Raw genomic sequence first — 19,387 nt, forward strand, 5'->3', positions numbered from 1 at the left:
TGGGCAACGTGGCCAAGATCGAGGACGTCGCGCGGCACGCGGGGGTGGCGCCCAGCACCGTCTCGTACGTTCTCAGCGGCAAGCGTTCCATCACCCAGGAGACCCGCGAGCGGGTTCTCGCCAGCATCAAGGCGCTCGGCTACCAGCCACATGCGGGGGCGCGCGCGCTGGCCAGCAACCGGAGCAACGTCGTCGCCCTGGTCATCCCGCTGCGTAGCGGCATCCACGTGCCGGTGATCATGCAGTTCGCGACGTCGGTCGTCACCTCCGCCCGTGAGCACGACCACGACGTGCTCCTGCTCACCCAGAACGAGGGCGAGGCGGGGCTGCGCCGCGTCGCCGGCACGTCGCTCGTGGACGCGATGATCATCATGGACGTCGAGCTGCACGACCCCCGGATCCCGGTGCTCGCCGAGCTCGACCGGCCGGTCGTACTGATCGGCTTCCCCGCCGACACCGAGGGCCTGACCTGCATCGACCTCGACTTCACTGCGGCCGGCGCGGCGTGCGTCGACCACCTGGCCGGGCTCGGACATCGCAGGATCGCGCTCGTCGGTTCACCGCCCGAGGTCTACGAGCGGGAGACCGGTTTCGCCACCCGGACGACGGCCGGGTTCACCGAAGCCGCGGAGCGGCACGGGGTCGCGGTCAGCGTGCACCCGTGTGAGGCCACGGCGGCCGGTGCGCAGAAGGTCGCCGCGGAACTGCTCGCCGACCACCCGGACCTGACCGCGGTCGTCGTCCACAACGAACCTGTCCTCGGGCCGCTGCTGTCGGCGTTCCGCGAGGCCGGGCGGTCCATTCCGGACGATCTGTCCGTGGTGGCGATCTGCCCGGACGAGCTCGCCGAGCACACCATGCCCGCGTTGACCTCCGTGGCGATCCCCGCCGAGGAGGTCGGCCGGGAGGCGGTCGCGCTGCTGATGGCCAAGCTCGATGGCCAGTCGGTGCCCGCCGCCACCCTGCTCCCGCCACGTCTCACCCCCAGAGCATCCACCAGCTCCCCCAGGTAATCCCCCCACAACTCCACCGCATCCGGCAACCACGTCGTCGAAGCGATTCGACGGACCGACTTTCCCCGACAGGACCGGAAGGGAACAACGATGTTCAAGCCAGGAAAGGCCTTACTCGCGGTATTCGCGGTCGCCGCGACCGTGCTCACCGGCTGCGGCGACGACGCAGCCGACAACGCCAACGAGCTACGACTGTGGCACTACGAGGGCCCGGACAGCGCGATGGGCAAGGCGTGGGCGGCCGCGATCAAGGAGTTCGAGGACACCCATCCCGGCGTGAAGGTGAAGTTCGAGGAGAAGGGTTTCGAGCAGATCCAGAAGAGCGCGCAGATGGTGCTCAACTCGGACGAGGCACCGGACATCATGGAGTACAACAAGGGGAACGCGACCGCGGGCCTGCTCTCCAAGCAGGGGCTGCTGACGGACATGTCGTCGGAGGTGGCCTCGCGGGGCTGGGACAAGTTGCTGAGTGAGAGCCTGCAGACGACGTGCAAGTACGACGAGCGCGGCGTGATGGGCGGCGACAAGTGGTTCGGCGTCCCGAACTACGCCGAGTACACGATGGTCTACTACAACAAGGATCTGTTCGCACAGCACGGCGTCGAGGTGCCGACGTCCTTCGACTCCTTCGTGGCCGCCATGGACAAGTTCGTGGCCGCCGGCGTCACTCCCCTCGCGATGGGCGGCAAGGAGTACCCGGCGCAGCAGCTGCTCTACCAACTCGCACTGTCCAAAGCGGACAGCAAGTGGGTGTCGAACCTCCAGCAGTACACCGGTGACGTGGACTTCCACGACGAGGCGTGGACCTACGGCGCGCAGACCTTCGCCGACTGGGTGAGCAAGGGCTACGTCAAGAAGGACTCGGCCGGCGTCGACGCCGAGAGCATGGGCCTTGCGTTCATGGGCGGCGAGTTCCCGATGATGGTGTCGGGCAGCTGGTGGTACGGCCGCGTGCAGTCCACGGTGAAGGACTTCGAATGGGACTCGTTCCTGTTCCCGGGCAGTGACCTGGCCCTCGGCTCGAGCGGCAACCTGTGGGTGGTGCCGACGAAGTCGTCCAAGAAGGACCTGGCATACGACTTCATCGACATCACGATGAAGCAGGCGAACCAGAACCTGCTGGGCAACTCGGGCGGCATCCCCGTGGCCGCCGACCCGGCCGCCATCACCGACCCGAAGAGCAAGACCCTGATCGAGAACTACCAGACCCTCGCCGACCGCGACGGCCTCGCCTTCTACCCGGACTGGCCGGTGCCCGGCTACTACGACGTACTGGTGTCCGCCACCCAGAAACTGATCAACGGCACCGCCACCCCGGACGAGGCACTCGACGAACTCGCCGGCCCGTACGAGGAAAACCTCGCAAACGTGGGCGGCTGACAGTGCCGGCCCCAACTGCGTGGAACAGCTCCGCCGGCAGGCCGCGTACCCACCCCACGGGACTGTCCGACGCCGGGCTCAAGGCCCCGAAGTCGCCTCACACCAACGGAAAACTTTCATGATCAACGCCAACACAGATGGTTGCGTAGGCATCCCCCACCCATACCCGGGGGGCCACCCCGAGGCCATCGTACCAACCGGCGGGGACAAAATCCCTGGTCGCGGGGGCCTGTGGACAACTTTCGCTGGCGAGTCCGAGCGAATGGGACACTCGTGCGCCGACCGGCTTCGCCCTGATCCTGCGCGACGACAGTTGCTGGAGCGGGCCTCGCGCGATGGCTCGAGATGGTGCGGTCGACGTGGCCACGCGATGAAGGCGTCCTTCCTCGCCTCCAGAGCCTGTTGCTTTTTGAAGACCAAGATCGATTCTGTCTTGATCAACTCGGGCGATCGCCGGCCTAGGGGCAGGTTGCGGCCGATTGTCCGGCGCGGTCAGTTCGTGGCCGCGTATCGTCCGATCGAACTTGATCTTGATGGCCCGCGGGAGCCGAAAAGCAACAGGCTCTCCAGCGTGAGGAAGGCTCCCTTCATAGGCCCGCCGGGGTCGTCATGACCCTGCGGCATCAGGACGCTGCCGCGCCGGCGGTAGAACCCGCCGGTGGGGTCACCACCTCTCCGCCGCCGCCCGCACGGCCCCGACGGATGGGGCGGTCGGCGGAGCGGAGCGGCGGGTACCTCCCCTATCTCGTGCCAGGGGTGCTGCTGTTCATCGCGGTGATCGCGGTGCCCGTCGTCATGAACGTCGGGATCAGCTTCACGAAATGGCAGGGGGTCGGGGATCCGGAGTGGACCGGGGTCGACCAGTACCAGAAGCTGCTCACCGACGAGACCTTCTGGCTCTCGTTCCGCAACAACCTGGCCCTCATCCTGGCGATGGCGGTCGTCCCGACCTTCCTCGGGCTCCTGCTTGCCACGGCATTGTTCGACGTCGTCTCCAAGAAGCACCCGCGGACCACCACGGCGCTTCGGGCGGCCTTCTACCTGCCGCAGGTGCTGCCCGCGGCCGTCGCCGGCATCGTGTGGACCTGGATCCTGCATCCCGAGTTCGGTGGGATGAACGCGTTCCTGCGGCTCGTCGGGCTCGACTCGTGGGCGCAGAACTGGCTCGGGGACGAGAACACGGCACTGCTCTCGGTCATGGGTGTGCTCGTCTGGATCCAGATCGGCTACCCGCTGGTGATCTTCATGGCCGGGTTGCAGCGGGTCGATCCCCAGCTGTACGAGGCGGCCGCGCTCGACGGGGCCTCGTGGTGGCGGCGGATGTGGTCGATCACCGTGCCGCAGATCCGGCAGGAGATCTTCGTCGTTCTGTTGACCTGCACCATCGCGGCGTTGAAGTCCTTCGACAAGATCTTCGTGCTCACCCGGGGTGGGCCCGGTGGGTCGACGCTCACGCCGGCGTACTTCTCGTTCCAGAACTTCTTCGAGAAGGCCAACGTCGGCTACGGCGCGGCCATCGCGACCGTCCTGGCCGCGATCATCGTCGTGCTCTCCTTCCTGTTCCTCCGTGCGCAGAACCGGGAGGAGCGGTGAGAAAGAACCTCGTCACCGGCCTGTTGGTCGTCCTGGCCGTCGTCACGCTGTTGCCGTTCGTGTTGATCGTGCTGAACGCGATCAAGTCGCCGGACGACTACACCACCCGCGGGCCGCTCGGCCTGCCCAGCCAGGTCTACCTCAGGGGCATCGTCGACTTCTGGGAGCGCGTCGACTTCGGCGAGAAGCTGTTCAACAGCACGGTGATCGCCGGAGCGGTCGCGGTGCTGGCGGTCGTGGTGTCGATCCTCATGGCCTACGCGCTGGGCATCGGGCGCATCAAGGGTCGCATGTGGATCGTCGCGGTCTTCCTGCTCGCCAACCTGATGCCGCAGGAGGCCCTGGTCTACCCGCTTTACTTCCTCGCGAAGGAGGTCGATCTCTACGACACGAAGCTCGCGGTGATCATCATCTTCACCGCGATCCAGAGCGCGTTCGGCGTCTACCTGCTGTCGTCGGTGCTCTCCACCTTCCCCAGGGAGATCATCGAGGCGGCACGGATCGACGGCGCGAACCGGTGGCAGGTGCTGTGGCGGGTGGTGGTGCCACTGTCGTGGCCGACGCTGTCGGTGCTGCTGGTGTTCTTCTTCATCTGGACGTGGAACGAGTTCTTCATCCCGATGATCATGCTGATCTCCAACGACAACCAGACGGTCCCGGTGGCACTCGGCGTGCTCCAGGGCCAGCGACTGATGGACATCACCTCGCAGAGCGCGTCGGCGCTGCTCGGCATCGTGCCGGCGGTGGTGTTCTTCCTGATCTTCCAACGGACACTGACACGGGGCATCGCGGTGGGAGCAGTGAAATGAAGTTCACGGACGGGCACTGGATGATGCAAAAGGGCGTCACCCCGACCTATCCGGTGGAGGTGCTCGACGTCGCGGCCACGCCGGACGGCCTGCGCATACTGGCCCCCAGCTATCCGGTACACAGCCGGCGGGACCTGCAGAGCGGTGCGGTGCTGACCATCGATCTCACCGCGCCGATGGCGGACGTCGTCGGGGTACGGCTCACGCATCACACCGGCAGCACAAGGAAGGTCCCGGCCTTCGAACTGTTCTCGGGGGGCAGCACGGCCGAAACCACTGTGGACGAACGTGCCGCGGCACTGGCCTCCGGGGCGCTGTCGGTGCGGATCAAACGGGCGGCCCCCTGGCAGGTCGAGTTCGTCGCGGACGGGCGGACGCTGGCCTCGGGTGGCGAGAAGGACACCGCCTTCATGTCCACTCCGGACGGTGGACACCACGTGGTGCAGCGCTTGGGGCTGAACGTCGGGGACGCCGTGTACGGCATGGGTGAGCGGTTCGGCCCGTTCGCCAAGAACGGTCAGGCGATCGACATCTGGAACGCCGACGGTGGCACGTGCACCGAGCAGGCGTACAAGAACGTGCCGTTCTTCCTCACGAACGCGGGCTACGGCGTGTTCGTGAACCACCCCGGGCTGGTGTCGTTCGAGGTGGGCTCCGAGGACGTGTCCAAGGTGCAGTTCAGCATCGAGGCACAGTCCATGCAGTACTTCGTGATCTACGGGCCGTCGCCGAAGGAGATCCTCGCCAAGTACACCGCGCTGACCGGCCGGCCCGCGCTGCCGCCGGCGTGGTCGTTCGGCCTGTGGCTGTCGACGTCGTTCAACACCGACTACGACGAGCAGACCGTCACCTCGTTCATCGAGGGCATGGCCGAGCGGGACCTGCCGCTGTCGGTGTTCCACTTCGACTGCTTCTGGATGCGGGAACTGTCCTGGTGCGACTTCGAGTGGGACCCCAAGGTGTTCCCGGACCCACGCGGCATGCTCGGCAGGCTGAAGGCACGCGGGCTCAAGGTGTGCGTGTGGATCAACCCGTACATCGCGCAGCGGTCGGCGCTGTTCGAGGAGGGCAAGGCACGCGGCTACTTCCTCACCCGTCCCAACGGGGACGTGTGGCAGTGGGACCTGTGGCAGCCGGGTCAGGCGATCGTCGACTTCACCAACCCGGAGGCACGTGAGTGGTACGCGTCCAAACTGGACGCGTTGCTGGACATGGGCGTCGACTGCTTCAAGTCGGACTTCGGCGAGCGGATTCCCACCGACGTCACGTACTTCGACGGGTCCGGCCCGGAGGAGATGCACAACTACTACACCTACCTCTACAACAAGACCGTGTTCGACCTGCTGCGCAAGCGGCGGGGTGAGCGGGACGCCGTGGTGTTCGCCCGTTCGGCGACCGTTGGCACACAACAGTTCCCGGTGCACTGGGGTGGGGACAACCTGTCCACGCCGCAGTCGATGGCGGAGACGCTGCGGGGCGGGCTGTCGCTCACCATGTCGGGCTTCGGGTTCTGGAGCCATGACATCGGCGGTTTCGAGGGCACGCCGGAGGCCTGGCTGTTCAAGCGGTGGATCGCCTTCGGACTCCTCTCGTCGCACAGCCGGTTGCACGCCAACTACTCCTACCGCGTGCCGTGGGCGTTCGACGAGGAGGCCGTCGACGTGCTGCGGACGTTCACGAAGCTCAAGGCCACGCTGATGCCGTACCTCTACCAGGCGGCGCGGGTCGCGCACCTGGACGGAGTCCCGGTGATGCGGGCCATGGTCGTCGAGTTCCCGGACGACCCCGCGTGCACGCACCTCGACCGGCAGTACCTGCTCGGCCCGGACCTGTTGGTGGCGCCGGTGTTCTCCGAGGGCGGCAGGGTCGAGTACTACGTGCCGGACGGCGAGTGGACCCACTACCTGACCGGCGAGACCGTCGTCGGCCCCCGGTGGGTGCGCGAGGAGCACGGGTTCGCCAGCGTTCCCCTGCTCGTGCGGCCCGGCGCGGTGCTCCCGGTCGGCGCCGTCGACGGCCGGCCCGACTACGACTACGCCGACGGCATCACGCTTCGCGTGTACGGCATCGCCGACGGCGCGAGCGTCACCACCACGATCCCCACGGTCGGCGGGGACGTCGCAGCCACGTTCACCACCACCCGCCGTGGCAACGAAGTACACGTCACGGTCGACAACCCGCCGGCCAACTGGCGGGTCCAGCTCGGCAACTCTTCTCCAGTTTCGGCTTCCGGCTCCTCCATCACCGTTGATTTGGAGCGTCAATGAGAATCAGATCGCGCATTGCCCTGACCCTGCTGGCCGCGTTAACCGGCTCCCTGCTCACCGTGCCGGCGGCATCGGCCCAGGACTACCCGTTCCGCGATCCCAGCCTGCCGCTGGAAGAGCGGATCGACGACCTGCTCGGCCGGCTCACGCTGGACGAGAAGGTCTCGCTGCTGCACCAGTACCAGCCGGCCATCCCCCGGCTCGGCATCAAGCGCTTCAAGACCGGCACCGAGGGCCTGCACGGCCTCGGCTGGTCGACCGACGTCAACTCCACCCCCAACCCGGGCCAGGTGCGCACCGCGACCGCGACGGTGTTCCCGCAGGCGGTCGGGCTCGGCTCGACGTGGAACCCGGACCTGATGCAGCAGGTCGGCGACGTGGTCGGCACCGAGGCCCGCGGGTACAACTCGCTCGACTCGGACGTGTGGAGCCTGAACCTGTGGGCACCGGTGGTGAACCTGCTGCGCGACCCGCGCTGGGGCCGCAACGAGGAGGGCTACTCCGAGGACCCGTACCTGACCGGGGCGATCTCCACGGCGTACGCGGGCGGCATGCGCGGTGACGACCCCAACTACCTGAAGACCGCGCCAACGCTCAAGCACTACATGGCCAACAACAACGAGGTCCGTCGCGACCGCACCTCGTCGAACCTGCGCCCGCGCGTCAAGCACGAGTACGACGAGCTCGCCTTCAAACCGGCGATCGCGAACAACGCGGCCACCGGCGTGATGGCGTCCTACAACCTGGTCAACGGCCGGCCGATGACCGCGCACGCCGACCACAACGACGTCGTCCGCTCGTGGACCGACCAGACGTTGTTGAACGTCACCGACGCGTGGGCGCCGAACAACCTGATCAGCGGCCAGGCCTACTACGCCACGCTCGCGGAGGGTGACGCGGCCACGATCAAGGCCGGTTTGGACAGTTTCACGGTCGACGACACCAACGGCACGCCGACGGTCACCGCGATCAAGACGGCGCTGTCCCAGGGCCTGCTCGCCGAGTCCGACGTGGACAACGCGGTCCGGCACATCCTGTCGATCCGCTTCCGGCTCGGCGAGTTCGACCCGGACGGCGGCCCGTACGCCGGAATCACCATGGACGCGGTGAACACCCCGGCGAACCAGCGACTCGCCCGTCAGGCGGCCGGCGAGGCCGCGGTGTTGCTGAAGAACGACGGCGCCCTGCCGCTCTCCCCGGCCAAGAAGAAGATCGCGGTCGTTGGTCCGCTCGCCGACACGCTCTACACCGACTGGTACTCCGGCAAGATGCCCTACCAGGTGACGCCGAGGGCCGGGATCGCCGAGCGGCTCGGCGTGCCGGTCACCGGCAACGAGGCGGTGGACCGGATCGCGTTGCGGGAGCTGTCCTCCGGCCGGTACGTCACCGCAGGGTCCGGTGTGGACGGTGCGCCGCTGGCCGTGTCCGGCACGACAGCGGGCGTGGCCGAGCAGTTCGACGCGTTCGACTGGGGCCAGGGCGTGCTGACCTTGCGCAGCGCGGCCAACGGCAAGTACGTCGAGCGGGTCAACCTCGGCGACCACTTCAGCCCGTTCGCGAACCAGGCGCCGCAGCCCAGGGACTGGTTCGTGCACCAGCAGTTCTCGCTCGAGGACGCCGGGAACGGCGCCGTCGTCGTCAAGTACGTCGGCTACGAGACCCCGAACGACTGGGAGGGCCCGAACAACTACCTGACCGTGACGCCGGAGGGCCGGGTCATCCTCGGCTCCCCCGACGCGGCGGGCGCGACCAAGTTCGCCATGGAAACCATCACCAGCGGCATCGACAGCGCGGTGGCCGCGGTGACCGGCGCCGACGCGGCGGTCGTCGTGGTCGGCAGCATGCCGTTCATCAACGGCCGCGAGGACCACGACCGGACCACGACGGCACTCGCGGAAAGCCAGTCCGCGCTGATCAAGTCCGTGCGGGCGGCGAACCCGAACACCGTTGTGGTGGTGGAGAACAGCTACCCGACCACGCTCACGTGGGAGCAGCAGAACGTCCCGGCGATCCTGTGGACCACGCACGCCGGGCAGGAGACCGGGCACGCCATCGCGGACGTGCTGTTCGGTGACGTCAACCCGGCCGGGCGGCTCACGCAGACCTGGTACCGGTCCGACGCGGACCTGCCGAGCATCCTCGAGTACGACATCATCAAGACCGACCGCACGTACCAGTACTTCGACGGCACCCCGCTGTACGCGTTCGGGCACGGCCTGTCCTACAGCACGTTCCGGTACGGCACGCCGAAGGTCACGCAGAAGCGCGGCACGATCGAGGTGAAGGTGCCCGTCACCAACACCTCCCGCCGGGCCGGCGACGAGGTGGTGCAGCTGTACACGCACCAGCGGTCCTCGCGCGACCCGCAGCCGAACAAGGCGCTGCGGGCGTTCGACCGTGTGCACCTGCGCGCCGGCGAGACGAAGACCGTGACGCTGCGCGTGCCGGTCGCCGACCTCGCACACTGGGACGTCACCCGCAACAAGTGGGTGGTCGAGACCAGCACGTACGACCTGCTGGTCGGCGCGTCCTCTTCGGACATCCGGCAGCGGGCCTCGGTGAGCGTCGCGGGTGAGACGATCCCGCCGCGCGACCTGTCGCGGTCCACGCGGGCGATCGACTTCGACGACTACGCCGGCGTGGACCTGGTGGACCTGTCGAAGGTGCGCGGCGACGCGGTCGGCGCCTCGACGGGTGACTGGGTGTCCTTCAAGGACACGAAGCTGTGCCAGGCGAAGACGTTCACCGCACGGGTCGCCGGCGGCGCCGGCACGATCGAGGTCCGCCTTGACAGCCCGACGGGACCGCTCGCCGGCACGGCCACGTTCGGTGGCACTGCCGACAAGTACACCTACACCAATGTTTCGACGCCACTGCGAGGCGCCGACGGGCGGCACACCGTGTTCCTCGTGTTCACGGGTGACCTGCGCGTCGACACGTTCCAACTGAGATAAAAACGCACAGAAGGGATCAGCCCAATGAAGCGCTGGAAAACCCTGCTTACAGCGCTCTTGACCGCAACCGCCGTCGTGGTGCCGGCCCAGCCGGCCCACGCGGCCAACACCTGCACCGCGTTCGGGACCATCACCCTGGGCAAGTACTGGCTCAACAACAACCTGTGGGGCCAGGACCAGGGTTCGGGTTGGCAGTGCATGTGGGACAACGCGTCCGGCTCGACCATCAACTGGGGCACCAGCTGGGGTTGGTCGAACGCGCCCACGCAGGTGAAGTCCTACACCAGCAGCGTGCTCGGCTGGCACTGGGGCTGGAAGACGAGCGGCCACGAGCTGCCCGTCCGGCTCAACGCGGGTCGTGACTTCTTCACCGACTGGCGCTTCCGGGTCTCCGGCTCGGGCACCATGAACGTCGCGTACGACCTGTGGCTGCACAACAACGCCCCCAACCCGGACTGGGAGAACCCGACCGACGAGGTCATGATCTGGCTGTACCGGTCGGGTGGCGCCGGTCCACTGGGGACACTCCAGGGGACGGTGACCATCGCCGGCACCAGCTGGGACCTCTACCGGGGCAACATCGGCTGGAACGTCTTCTCGTTCGTCCGGCGGTCCAACACCACCTCGGCGACCCTGCACCTGCAGGACTTCCTGAACAACCTCGTCAGCCGAGGTTGGGTGGCCAACACCAAGGTCCTGTCGAGCATCCAGGCGGGTACCGAGGTGTTCGTGGGCAACGGCCAACTGGACACCGACGCCTACACGGCGGACGTCAGATGAGGCGTTTAGTGATCGCGGTCGCGGCGGCCGTCCTGGCCGCCGCGCTCGCGGCGCCCGTGGCGGCGCCGGCCACGGCCGCACCGAGACACACCGTGACCTACGACCGGTACTCGATGTCCGTGGACGGCCAGCGGGTCTTCCTGTGGGGCGGCGAGTTCCACTACTTCCGGCTGCCGAGCCAGGAGCTGTGGCGGGACGTGCTGGAGAAGATCCGCGCGGCCGGTTTCAACGGGGTCTCGCTGTACTTCAGCTGGGCCTACCACTCGCCGGCACCCGGCCGGTACGACTTCTCTGGTGTGCGGGACGTGGACCGGCTGCTGCGGCTGACCGAGGAACTCGGGATGTACGTGGTGGTCCGGCCCGGCCCGTACATCAACGCGGAGACCAGCGGTGGCGGCTTCCCCGCCTGGCTCAAGCAGGTGCCCGGCCGGGCGCGGTCCAGCGACCCCGGCTACACGGCGGCGTACCGGGAGTGGTTGGGGCACATCAACCCGATCATCGCCCGCCACCAGATCACCCGCGGTGGCTCGGTGATCGCGTACAACGTGGAGAACGAGTACGCCGCCAACACCGACGCGCAGTACATGCAGGACCTGCAGGACACCGCGCGGGCGGCCGGCATCGACGTGCCGATCACGCACAACCAGTGCTGTGACGCGTCCTGGACGCCGACGTGGGCGTCCGGCCTGGGCGCGGTCGAGATCCCCGGGGTCGACGACTACCCGCAGTCCTTCGAGTGCCAGACGGAAGGCGTGTGGGGACCGTGGGGTGAGGGCGTCACGGAACGGCTCAACGACACCGCGCCGGTGTACGCGGCCGAGTACCAGGCGGGCTCTATCGACCTGAACCGTGCCGGGTACGACGCGTGCCGGGAGGACCTGACCGGCACGAGCTTCATGAAGTACTTCTACAAGAACAACCTCATCCAGAGCGGCGCCACCATGTTCGGGTTCTACATGGCCTACGGCGGCACGAACTGGGGTTGGCTCGGCCAGCCGAACGACGTCTACACCTCCTACGACTACGGCGCCGCGATCACCGAGTCGCGGCAGCTCACCGGGAAGTACGACGAGTTCAAGCGGCAGGGCTACTTCACGCAGGCGGTCGCACCGCTGCGGAAGACCGACGCGGCGCCGGCACCACCGTCCCAGAGCCCCGCGCTCACGACCGTGGCGCGGGCGAACCCGGACACGGGCACGCAGTTCGTTCTCCTGCGGCACACCGACCGGGCAGCCACCACGGAGGACTGGTCCTTCCTGGACTGGTCGACGCCGGACGGCCGGTACTTCGTGCCGGTGTCGCTGAACGGGCGAGACGCGAAGGTGCTGGTCGCCGGGTACGACATGGGCGGCCAACGGCTCGTGTACTCGACCTCGGAGATCATGACGCACGCGCGGATCGGGGGCCGGGACGTCGCGTTGCTGTACGGGCGCGAAGGTTCCGAGGGATGGTCGGTGCTGCGGTACGACTCGGAGCCGACCGTGCAGGTGCTGGAGGGTCACGTGCACCCGTCCTATGTGAACGGTGACCTGCGGATGCACTACGAGCACCACGGGCTGGCGCGGGTGCTGATCACCGGTGGCGGCCGGCCGCCGCTGTTGCTCCTGCTGGGCACGGACGAGGAGGCGGCCAACTTCTGGCGCGCGGAGACGCCGTCGGGTCCGGTGCTCGTGCGTGGCACGTCGCTGGTGCGGTCGGCGCACGTGTCCGGCTCGACCGTCTCGCTGCGGGCGGATGTGGCGGCCACCGAGGACATCGAGGTGTTCGCCCCGGCCAAGATGCTGGTCGTGGGCTCGACACGGATACCGGTCCACACCACGCCGAGCGGCTCGCTGGCCGGCACGGTGCGAGGCCCCTCGGACGTGCGACTGCCCGCGTTGAAGGGCTGGCAGACGCGTACCGAGTCCACTGTGGTCAACGATGCGAAGTGGACGGTGGCGTCGCACCAGACCTCGCAGAGTCCGTTCCAGCCGGTGACCCAGCCCGTGCTGTTCGCCGGCGACTACGGCTACGACTACGGGCACGTGTGGTATCAGGGCCACTTCACGGCGACGGGCGCGGAGACGGCCGTGGAGCTGAACGCCATCACGGGCAAGAACGGCGTTTACCAGGTGTGGTTGAACGGCCAGTACCTCGGCTGGGCCCGGGGCGGCACGCAGGCCGACGCGGACGCGCCGGTCAACCCGAGGCCGGGTCCCGGCACGTTCACGTTGCCACGGCTGGCACCCGGCACACCGGCCGTGCTGTCCGTGCTCGTGGGCAACATGGGCCACAACGACGACTGGACCGCGGACGACAACAGGTTCAAGCAACCACGCGGCCTCGTCGGCGCGTCGCTGGTCGGCTCGACAGCGCCCGTGACCTGGCGGCTGCGGGGCAACGTGCCCGATCCGGTGCGTGGCCCGCTGAACAACGGCGGCCTGCACGGCGAACGGGCGGGCTGGCACCTCCCGAACGCCTCGACACAGGGCTGGAGCAGACCGCCGTCGTCCCTGCCAGCCGGCGTGACCTGGTACCGCACCGAGTTCGCACTGGACCTGCCGAAGGGACAGGACGTCCCAGTTGGACTGCGGTTCGACGGCACGGGCGCCTACCGGGTGCTGATCTTCGTGAACGGGTGGCAGATGGGCCAGTTCACGGCGGATCTGGGGCCACAGCGGGAGTTCGTGCTGCCGCGCGGAATCCTGCGTGAGCACGGCAAGAACTCGCTCGCGCTCGCGGTGGTCGCACTCGACGGCACGTCGTCGCTTGGCCCGGTGAGCCTGGTACCGCTGGGCAACCACCGAGGCGGCGTCTGAGAGACGTGGTCCCGCGCCCGACCGGTCCCGGGCGCGGGATCACCTCTTTCGGCTCCAGCGCCGGTGCCGGCCGAGTCTCGCTGTCCGTACTGTGAAAGACGCTGACCGCACGTGGTTCTGCGGGTGCGGGGCGATGTCTCGAAAGACGCGCTCGTGTCGTTGAACGTCCCGATCGCGTCGTTCAGGACACCGGCTCAGCAGCTGGCTAGTTCGGCGAGGATCTCGACCACGTCGGGTCGGCCGAAGGGGCCGGCGTGGGGTGCGGCAACGCTGCGCACGTCCGTCGGGTTGTCCGGGGTGAGCCGGTCGGCCTCGGCGATGAACCGGTCCTGCAGTGCCAGCGGGATCAGCCGGTCCAGGGTGAAACGCACGTACGTCCGGGGAATCCGGCCCCAGGTCCCCGCTTCGCCACGGGCATCGGCGAGCGGAATGCTGGCCGGTTCGTCCGGCTCCAGCATGTTCAGCAGCCGGCTCACCGCCTCGTCGCTGAAGTCGCCGGCGAGACATTCCTTGACACCGTTGAACACCACGGGTTCGGCCGAGCGCCAGTTGAGCCGGGTCACGCCCAGGGTCGCCGGATCGGCCACCTGTGCCGCGAGTACCAGGGGCAGCAGGCTCTCGCTGTTCTCCGGCGTCTCGAGGTAGGCGGCCAGGTTGGGCAGGTCCACACAGCAGTACGCGGCCAGGTAGACGACCCGATCCAGCAGTTCGGGGATGGCGTTGCCGACCCTGCTGAGGGTGACGCCGCCCTGGCTGGCGCCGGCCAGGATGACGGGCCCGTGCCGGCGGGCGCGACGCACCACGTCCACGACGCGCTCGACGTAGTCGTCGATGGTGAGCTTGGCCAGTGGCGACGGTTCGGTCGCCAGCGCATCGAGGTCCTGTGGGGCCTGGTAGGCGCGGGGGAAGAACCCCTCGTCACCGTGTCCCGGCAGGTCGACGGCCACGGCGCGGTGCCCGCGCAGGGTGAGCTCGCTGATCAGCTTCGAGCACCAGAACGACGAGGAGTTGGTGCCGTGCACGAAAACGATGGTTGTCATCGGGTTTCCTTTCCTTGTGTTTCGGGTCGGTGCCACATCGGCCACAGGAGCGGGCTGTCCGCGACCTGAACCGGTTCGCCGAGGTCCTCGAAGCCGTGCCGCGCATAGAGGGCGCGGCTTCGGGGTGAACTGGCTTCCAGGTACACGGGGAGGCCTTCTGCTCGCGTCAGCCCGTGGCGCAACATCGCCGAGCCGAGTCCGGCGCCCTGCCGCGCGCCGACCACCCCCATGCACGACAGGTACCGGTGCGGTTCGCGATCGGGATAGCGCCCGGCCAACGCCTGCCCCAGGGCCCGCAGCCGCGCGCCGCCCTCGCCGAAGATCGCGGTCAGGTCCACGTCGGGGTGTTCCTCGTGGGGCGTCTCGCCCGCGGCCACCGTCAGCCACACGGCCGCGCCGTCGCGGTCGCCCACGAGGTAGGTCTCGACGGTGGGCCGGGTGATCAAGGCGCGGTAGTAGCGCTCCTGCAGGCGACCGCGTTCGGCCAGCCCGGGGAAGAGCCAGCGGACGACGGGATCGTCCGTGAACGCCTCGGTCAGGACGTCCACCACTGCCTGCTGGTCGGCCTCACCAGCCTGCCGCAGTGGTGCGTACGGTGTATCAACTGCCATGCGTACACCGTATTGATCTAGCTGCCCGAAATCCCCTCTGTGCAGCCGAAAAGTGCACTAATGTACGCAGAAAGTGAACTAGTACATTTGGGAGGCTGACCAGTGACCGACCCGCCCTACCAACGGATCGCCGGCGAGATCCGAGCCCGGATCCTGAACGGCGATCTGCGACCCGGCGATCGGATGCCGTCCATCCGGCAGATCGCCCAGCGATGGGGCGTCGCGGTCGCGACCGCGACCAGGGTGATGGCGGCACTCCGCGACGAGGGGTTGGTCGAGGCGAAGGTCGGCGCCGGCACGGTGGTCAGCGCCCGCCAGCAGCGGACGACACCAAACCGGCAGGGCGTCCCCAAACAGGCTCTGACCAGGAAGCACGTGCTCCGCACGGCCATCGCGATCGCCGACGCCGAGGGACTCGACGCGGTGTCCATGCGGCGGCTCGCGGCGCAGCTCGGCTCCGGGCCCATGTCGCTGTACCGGCACGTGGCCAACAAGGACGAACTGGTGACGCAGATGGCTGACGAAGTCTTCGGCGAACCCGATCTACCCGACCCGGGCCCGGACGGGTGGCGGGCCAAGCTCGAACTGATCTCCCGCCAGCAGTGGGCACTGTGCCGGCGCCACCCCTGGCTGCCCCGGGCCGTCTCGTTCACCCGCCCGTTGCTCGTGCCGAACATGATGGCCCACACCGAGTGGACCCTGCGTGCACTCGACGGGCTCGGACTACCAATGGCCATTCAAGTCCGCGAGGCACTGACGCTGCACGGACTGGTCGTCACCGCCGCACTGTCCCTGGCGGACGAGATCGAGGCGGAGCAGGAGACCGGCATGCCACTCGACCAGTGGTGGCTGACGCAGCGGAGACAGGCGGACGAACTGCTCGCGAGCGACCGTTTTCCGCTACTGGCAACGATTCCGGCGGACGCGGTGTCCGATCTGGACGGACTGTTCGAGTACAGCCTGGCCCGTCATCTCGACGGTTTCGCCGCGCTGGTGGCGGACGCGTCACGGCACGACGGCGGCCTCCGCCTGGCCCGCCCGTCGCAGTGACTCCGCGACGAAGCCACTGGCCTTCAGCTCCTCGACGAGGTCCCAAAGGAACTGGACGGTCTCGGGTTTCCTTGACCTCGTCGTGCCAACGGCCTGCCGGATGGCCATGAACCGCTCCTCGACCACGCGCAGGTCGGGATTCGCCGCGACATAGGCGGTCACCGGCTGACGAATGCCCGCCCCGACTTCCAGCCCCCGCTCGCGGAACACGTCGACGCCCTCGGTGCCACGCACCACGGTCGCGTGCTGGAGTGTGCGGGTGAGGAACAGGTCGTATGCCGAGCCCTGCTTCACCCCGACCCGGACTCCCAGCTTGTCCACATCGGACGGTCGGCTGATCGGTGAGTCTCCCGGCACGACATACACGCCCTCGATCTCGGCGTACGGCGCGGTGAACGCCACCTCGGCCTCCCGCGCCGGTTCGATGGCGAGGAAGCAGATGTCCGCCCGTCCGGTGCTCAGCGCCTCGAACGACTTGCGGGCCGCGTCGAAGCACACCAACTCCACCGGCACCCCGAGGCGCGCCCCCACCTCTCGGGCGATGTCGACCGTGACACCGCCCGGTTCGTCCGGAGTGCCGTGCGCCAGCACAGGATTGCCGAGGTTGATGGCGGCCCGCAGCACGCCGGTCGGTGCGAGATCGTCAGCAGAGTTCACCAACGAAGACTATCCTCCGCGGCAACCTCCTGAGTCAGGAACGCAGCACCGTCACCGTCGCGGTGTCGGACGGCGAACCCGTCGACCTGCCGGCCAGGGGTGGAGTGCCGTACGCCTCCGCGGTGTTCCTGATCCCCCCGGCGTTCACGTCCGCCTGGGTGACCGTGTACGTGGCCGTGCAGGTGGTTCGCGCTCCCGGTGTCAGTGTCGACACCGGACACGACACCAACGGAACCCCACCCGTGCCCGTGAACACGGTCTCGCGGACACCGATGTTCCTCATCGTCGCGGTGCCGGTGTTGGTCACCAGGAAGGAATACGTGAGCACCTGGCCGGCATGGGTGACCATGGTGGGGCTCACCGACTTGTCGACGCTGAGCCTGGGTGTCGAGTGGTACTCGACGAAGGCGCAGTGCCGCGGCTGCAGGCCGACGACGTTGGAGAGGTTGGTCGAACAGTTCCGATAGGACTTGGACGTGGGGTCGTTCGGCCCCGGGGTGTTCGAGGTGACCTTCACCGTGATCGTGCAGGAGACCTGGCCGGCCCGCATGGTGCCGTTCGTGACCGTGATGGTGGAGCCCCCGGGAGTCGCTGCCGTGGACGCGTTGCACGTCCCACCGACCCCGCTGGGCGTCGCGACCCTCAGGCCCACCGGGAGTGTGTCGGTGAAGGCCCAGCCGTTCTTGGCCAGCAGGTCCGTGGTGTTGGTGACCGTCATCGTCAAGGTCGACACGCCGCCGACCGCCACGGTCGTCGGCGAGAAGGCCTTGTCCAGCTTCGGCGAGACGTCCAGCAGGCGAAGGTTGTCGAACGCGCTGTCGTTGCCGAGCGAGTTCAGCGCCTCGTTCCGCACGACGATCCCGTACGACTCGCCCCTCAGGAGCATCGCGGAACTGGCCACTGAGGACACATAGCTGACGTCGACGCCGTTGATCCGTGCCGTTCGCCGGTTGGGGTCGGTGCAGGGGTTGAGCGCGGAGGCCGACACAGGTGATTCGACTCCGGCGCCGTTTCGCAGGTAGAAGCGCAACAGCGGATCGGTGAACTGGCAGGAGCTCGCCGCGGCGTCCACGGAGAACGTCACGAACCGGTCCTTCGCGTGCAGAGCCAGTTGGGTGGCCGTGCGGAACATGACCGCCGGCACCAGCGGACCGTCCGAATCGAACGCGACGTCGCTGTTCGCGTTTCCCGACGTCAGTGTCGACACCGCGCGGTTGCCCGCCGCGTTCGCCGGGTCGGTGAGCAGACCGAGGGCCTGCGCCTGCGCTCGTACGTTGCGATAGTTGGCATCGGAGGCGTTGCAGGAGCCCGCCGGCCGCATGACGTCCTCGGCGCTCAGGACGAAGCCGTTGCAGCGGGCCGCGCGCAGCCAGTACGGGTCGGCCGTGTACTTGACCCCAATGGCCAAATAGGACTCGAACTCCGTGACCCCGGAGCCGCTCTCGAAGCCTTCGGCGTACACGAGGAACGGCGGAGCGCCGGGCCCGACCGGAGTGCCGGGCGCCGCCAGAGTCGCGGGCCCACCCGGCAGCGCCGCCGCACAGGTCGCGGTCAGGATCGTCGCCAGGAACAGCCTGCCGAAGTAACGGCTGCGCTTTGCCACAACGGGCCTCCGAGATCGAGCCAAGGCGCCATTCCAACGAGGCCGAGAATCGTCTTGTGGTCGCCGACGTGACGGCTTCCCGTTCTACCAGCAGTTTTGCCGACCTGCCGTGCCGAGCGTCGAGTACCACCCGTTGGTGTGAACAAGCCGTCACAGCGGGAGCGCGGTCACGATGATGTTGTTCCGGTAGGTGTTCCCGCGTCCGGGGACTGTCTCAACTGGACCGCCGCAGGTCACCATGACCAGGCGCCGGCCGGCGTCGTCGACGAGGTCGGCGGGCAGTTCCGCCTTCACGACATACTCCAGCTCGGTCACCCGCCAGCGCGTGAGGGCGCCGACCTCGTCCGTCAGGTGGACAGCGGCTCCAGGCCGGATGCGGTACAGGTCGGCGAACGCCCCGCGGCCCTGTCCCACGGAGTTCACGTGTCCGGCGAGCAACGTGCCGCCGGCGTCCCACCGGCCGACCTGCCGCACGTTCCTGGGAATCTCCAGCTCCCCGCTCGGCAGGACGGACACCGGAACGACCGGCCCGTCGACACACAGGCTGGGAATGACGATCCGCGACGGGCCGGGAGTTGGGGAGCAGTCGGCCGCGCCGGGCTGTTCTGACGGCGGCAGCGGGGGCAGCGGTCCGGCGGGGAGGCTGAAGCTGTGGCGCGGTAGCGGCGCCGGAGCGGGTGGCTCCGGTGTGACCCCGTCCACGACGAGACCGACACCGGCGACCAGGCCGGCCAGCAGGACGACCGAACTCGCCAGGAGCAGCAGCCGGCGGCCCGCCGGCGTGCTGTCAGCGCGCCCAACCTTGACGCTGCCGACAGCACGCCCGCGCATG

General features: G+C 68.2%; 14 protein-coding genes. 9 read left to right on the forward strand and 5 right to left on the reverse strand.

Annotation, left to right across the window (positions count from 1 at the left end; all coding sequences use genetic code 11):
- Positions 1 to 8 precede the first annotated feature (8 nt).
- The 8 genes from VF106_RS14010 to VF106_RS14045 all read left to right on the forward strand — a co-directional run bounded on the left by VF106_RS14010 (position 9) and on the right by VF106_RS14045 (position 13,594).
- Positions 9 to 1,013, forward strand: coding sequence for a LacI family DNA-binding transcriptional regulator (locus tag VF106_RS14010; RefSeq protein WP_330840105.1), 1,005 nt, complete (start codon positions 9 to 11; stop codon positions 1,011 to 1,013).
- A gap of 90 nt (positions 1,014 to 1,103) precedes the next feature.
- On the forward strand, positions 1,104 to 2,393 hold the full coding sequence (locus VF106_RS14015) for an ABC transporter substrate-binding protein (RefSeq protein ID WP_330840106.1): 1,290 nt from the start codon (positions 1,104 to 1,106) through the stop codon (positions 2,391 to 2,393).
- Between the two features lie 609 nt (positions 2,394 to 3,002).
- Complete coding sequence (locus tag VF106_RS14020) at positions 3,003 to 3,986, forward strand: carbohydrate ABC transporter permease (RefSeq protein WP_330840107.1); 984 nt, start codon at positions 3,003 to 3,005, stop codon at positions 3,984 to 3,986.
- A complete protein-coding gene (locus VF106_RS14025; protein WP_330840108.1) occupies positions 3,983 to 4,795 on the forward strand; it encodes a carbohydrate ABC transporter permease in 813 nt (270 codons plus the stop codon). The genes VF106_RS14020 and VF106_RS14025 overlap by 4 nt, the downstream gene beginning before the upstream one ends.
- Positions 4,792 to 7,062, forward strand: a complete 2,271-nt coding sequence (gene yicI, locus VF106_RS14030) for an alpha-xylosidase (protein ID WP_330840109.1) — start codon at positions 4,792 to 4,794, stop codon at positions 7,060 to 7,062. Before VF106_RS14025 ends, yicI begins: the two co-directional genes overlap by 4 nt.
- Positions 7,059 to 10,016: a glycoside hydrolase family 3 protein gene (locus VF106_RS14035; protein WP_330840110.1), complete on the forward strand. Its 2,958-nt coding sequence runs from the start codon at positions 7,059 to 7,061 to the stop codon at positions 10,014 to 10,016. Before yicI ends, VF106_RS14035 begins: the two co-directional genes overlap by 4 nt.
- 57 nt (positions 10,017 to 10,073) lie before the next feature.
- On the forward strand, positions 10,074 to 10,796 hold the full coding sequence (locus VF106_RS14040) for a GH12 family glycosyl hydrolase domain-containing protein (protein ID WP_330840111.1): 723 nt from the start codon (positions 10,074 to 10,076) through the stop codon (positions 10,794 to 10,796).
- Positions 10,793 to 13,594, forward strand: coding sequence for a beta-galactosidase (locus VF106_RS14045; protein ID WP_330840112.1), 2,802 nt, complete (start codon positions 10,793 to 10,795; stop codon positions 13,592 to 13,594). Before VF106_RS14040 ends, VF106_RS14045 begins: the two co-directional genes overlap by 4 nt.
- A gap of 194 nt (positions 13,595 to 13,788) precedes the next feature.
- Here the strand turns inward: VF106_RS14045 and VF106_RS14050 are convergent, their stop codons facing one another.
- On the reverse strand, positions 13,789 to 14,634 hold the full coding sequence (locus VF106_RS14050) for an alpha/beta hydrolase (protein WP_330840113.1): 846 nt from the start codon (positions 14,632 to 14,634) through the stop codon (positions 13,789 to 13,791).
- Entirely contained in the window at positions 14,631 to 15,245 is a 615-nt protein-coding gene (locus VF106_RS14055) for a GNAT family N-acetyltransferase (RefSeq protein ID WP_330840114.1), read from the reverse strand. Before VF106_RS14055 ends, VF106_RS14050 begins: the two co-directional genes overlap by 4 nt.
- Positions 15,246 to 15,347: 102 nt before the next feature.
- Here VF106_RS14055 and VF106_RS14060 point away from each other — a divergent pair, with 102 nt between their 5' ends.
- Entirely contained in the window at positions 15,348 to 16,295 is a 948-nt protein-coding gene (locus VF106_RS14060; protein ID WP_330840115.1) for a TetR/AcrR family transcriptional regulator C-terminal domain-containing protein, read from the forward strand.
- Here VF106_RS14060 and VF106_RS14065 read toward each other — a convergent pair.
- The 3 genes from VF106_RS14065 to VF106_RS14075 form a co-directional block, all read right to left on the reverse strand.
- Positions 16,251 to 16,952, reverse strand: a complete 702-nt coding sequence (locus VF106_RS14065; RefSeq protein WP_330840116.1) for a transporter substrate-binding domain-containing protein — start codon at positions 16,950 to 16,952, stop codon at positions 16,251 to 16,253. The two genes, VF106_RS14060 and VF106_RS14065, sit on opposite strands and share 45 nt — an antisense overlap.
- A 34-nt stretch (positions 16,953 to 16,986) precedes the next feature.
- Positions 16,987 to 18,555 (reverse strand): CLIPPER-2 domain-containing protein, encoded by a 1,569-nt coding sequence (locus VF106_RS14070; protein WP_330840117.1) that lies wholly within the window; start codon positions 18,553 to 18,555, stop codon positions 16,987 to 16,989.
- Positions 18,556 to 18,705: 150 nt separating this feature from the next.
- Positions 18,706 to 19,386 carry a class F sortase gene (locus VF106_RS14075; protein ID WP_330840118.1) on the reverse strand — a complete coding sequence of 227 codons (681 nt, stop codon included), beginning with the start codon at positions 19,384 to 19,386 and terminating at the stop codon, positions 18,706 to 18,708.
- Position 19,387: the final 1 nt, after the last annotated feature.

The sequence above is a fragment of the Actinophytocola sp. genome, from assembly GCF_036378875.1.
GTDB lineage: Bacteria > Actinomycetota > Actinomycetes > Mycobacteriales > Pseudonocardiaceae > Actinophytocola.

Excerpts from the sequence above, each read along its gene's own strand:
- VF106_RS14015 (WP_330840106.1), top strand. The coding sequence starts at position 1,104 with ATGTTCAAGCCAGGAAAGGCCTTACTCGCGGTATTCGCGGTCGCCGCG.
- VF106_RS14020 (WP_330840107.1), top strand. The coding sequence starts at position 3,003 with ATGACCCTGCGGCATCAGGACGCTGCCGCGCCGGCGGTAGAACCCGCC.
- yicI (WP_330840109.1), top strand. The coding sequence starts at position 4,792 with ATGAAGTTCACGGACGGGCACTGGATGATGCAAAAGGGCGTCACCCCG.
- VF106_RS14035 (WP_330840110.1), top strand. The coding sequence starts at position 7,059 with ATGAGAATCAGATCGCGCATTGCCCTGACCCTGCTGGCCGCGTTAACC.
- VF106_RS14045 (WP_330840112.1), top strand. The coding sequence starts at position 10,793 with ATGAGGCGTTTAGTGATCGCGGTCGCGGCGGCCGTCCTGGCCGCCGCG.
- VF106_RS14050 (WP_330840113.1), bottom strand. The coding sequence starts at position 14,634 with ATGACAACCATCGTTTTCGTGCACGGCACCAACTCCTCGTCGTTCTGG.
- VF106_RS14055 (WP_330840114.1), bottom strand. The coding sequence starts at position 15,245 with ATGGCAGTTGATACACCGTACGCACCACTGCGGCAGGCTGGTGAGGCC.
- VF106_RS14075 (WP_330840118.1), bottom strand. The coding sequence starts at position 19,386 with ATGCGCGGGCGTGCTGTCGGCAGCGTCAAGGTTGGGCGCGCTGACAGC.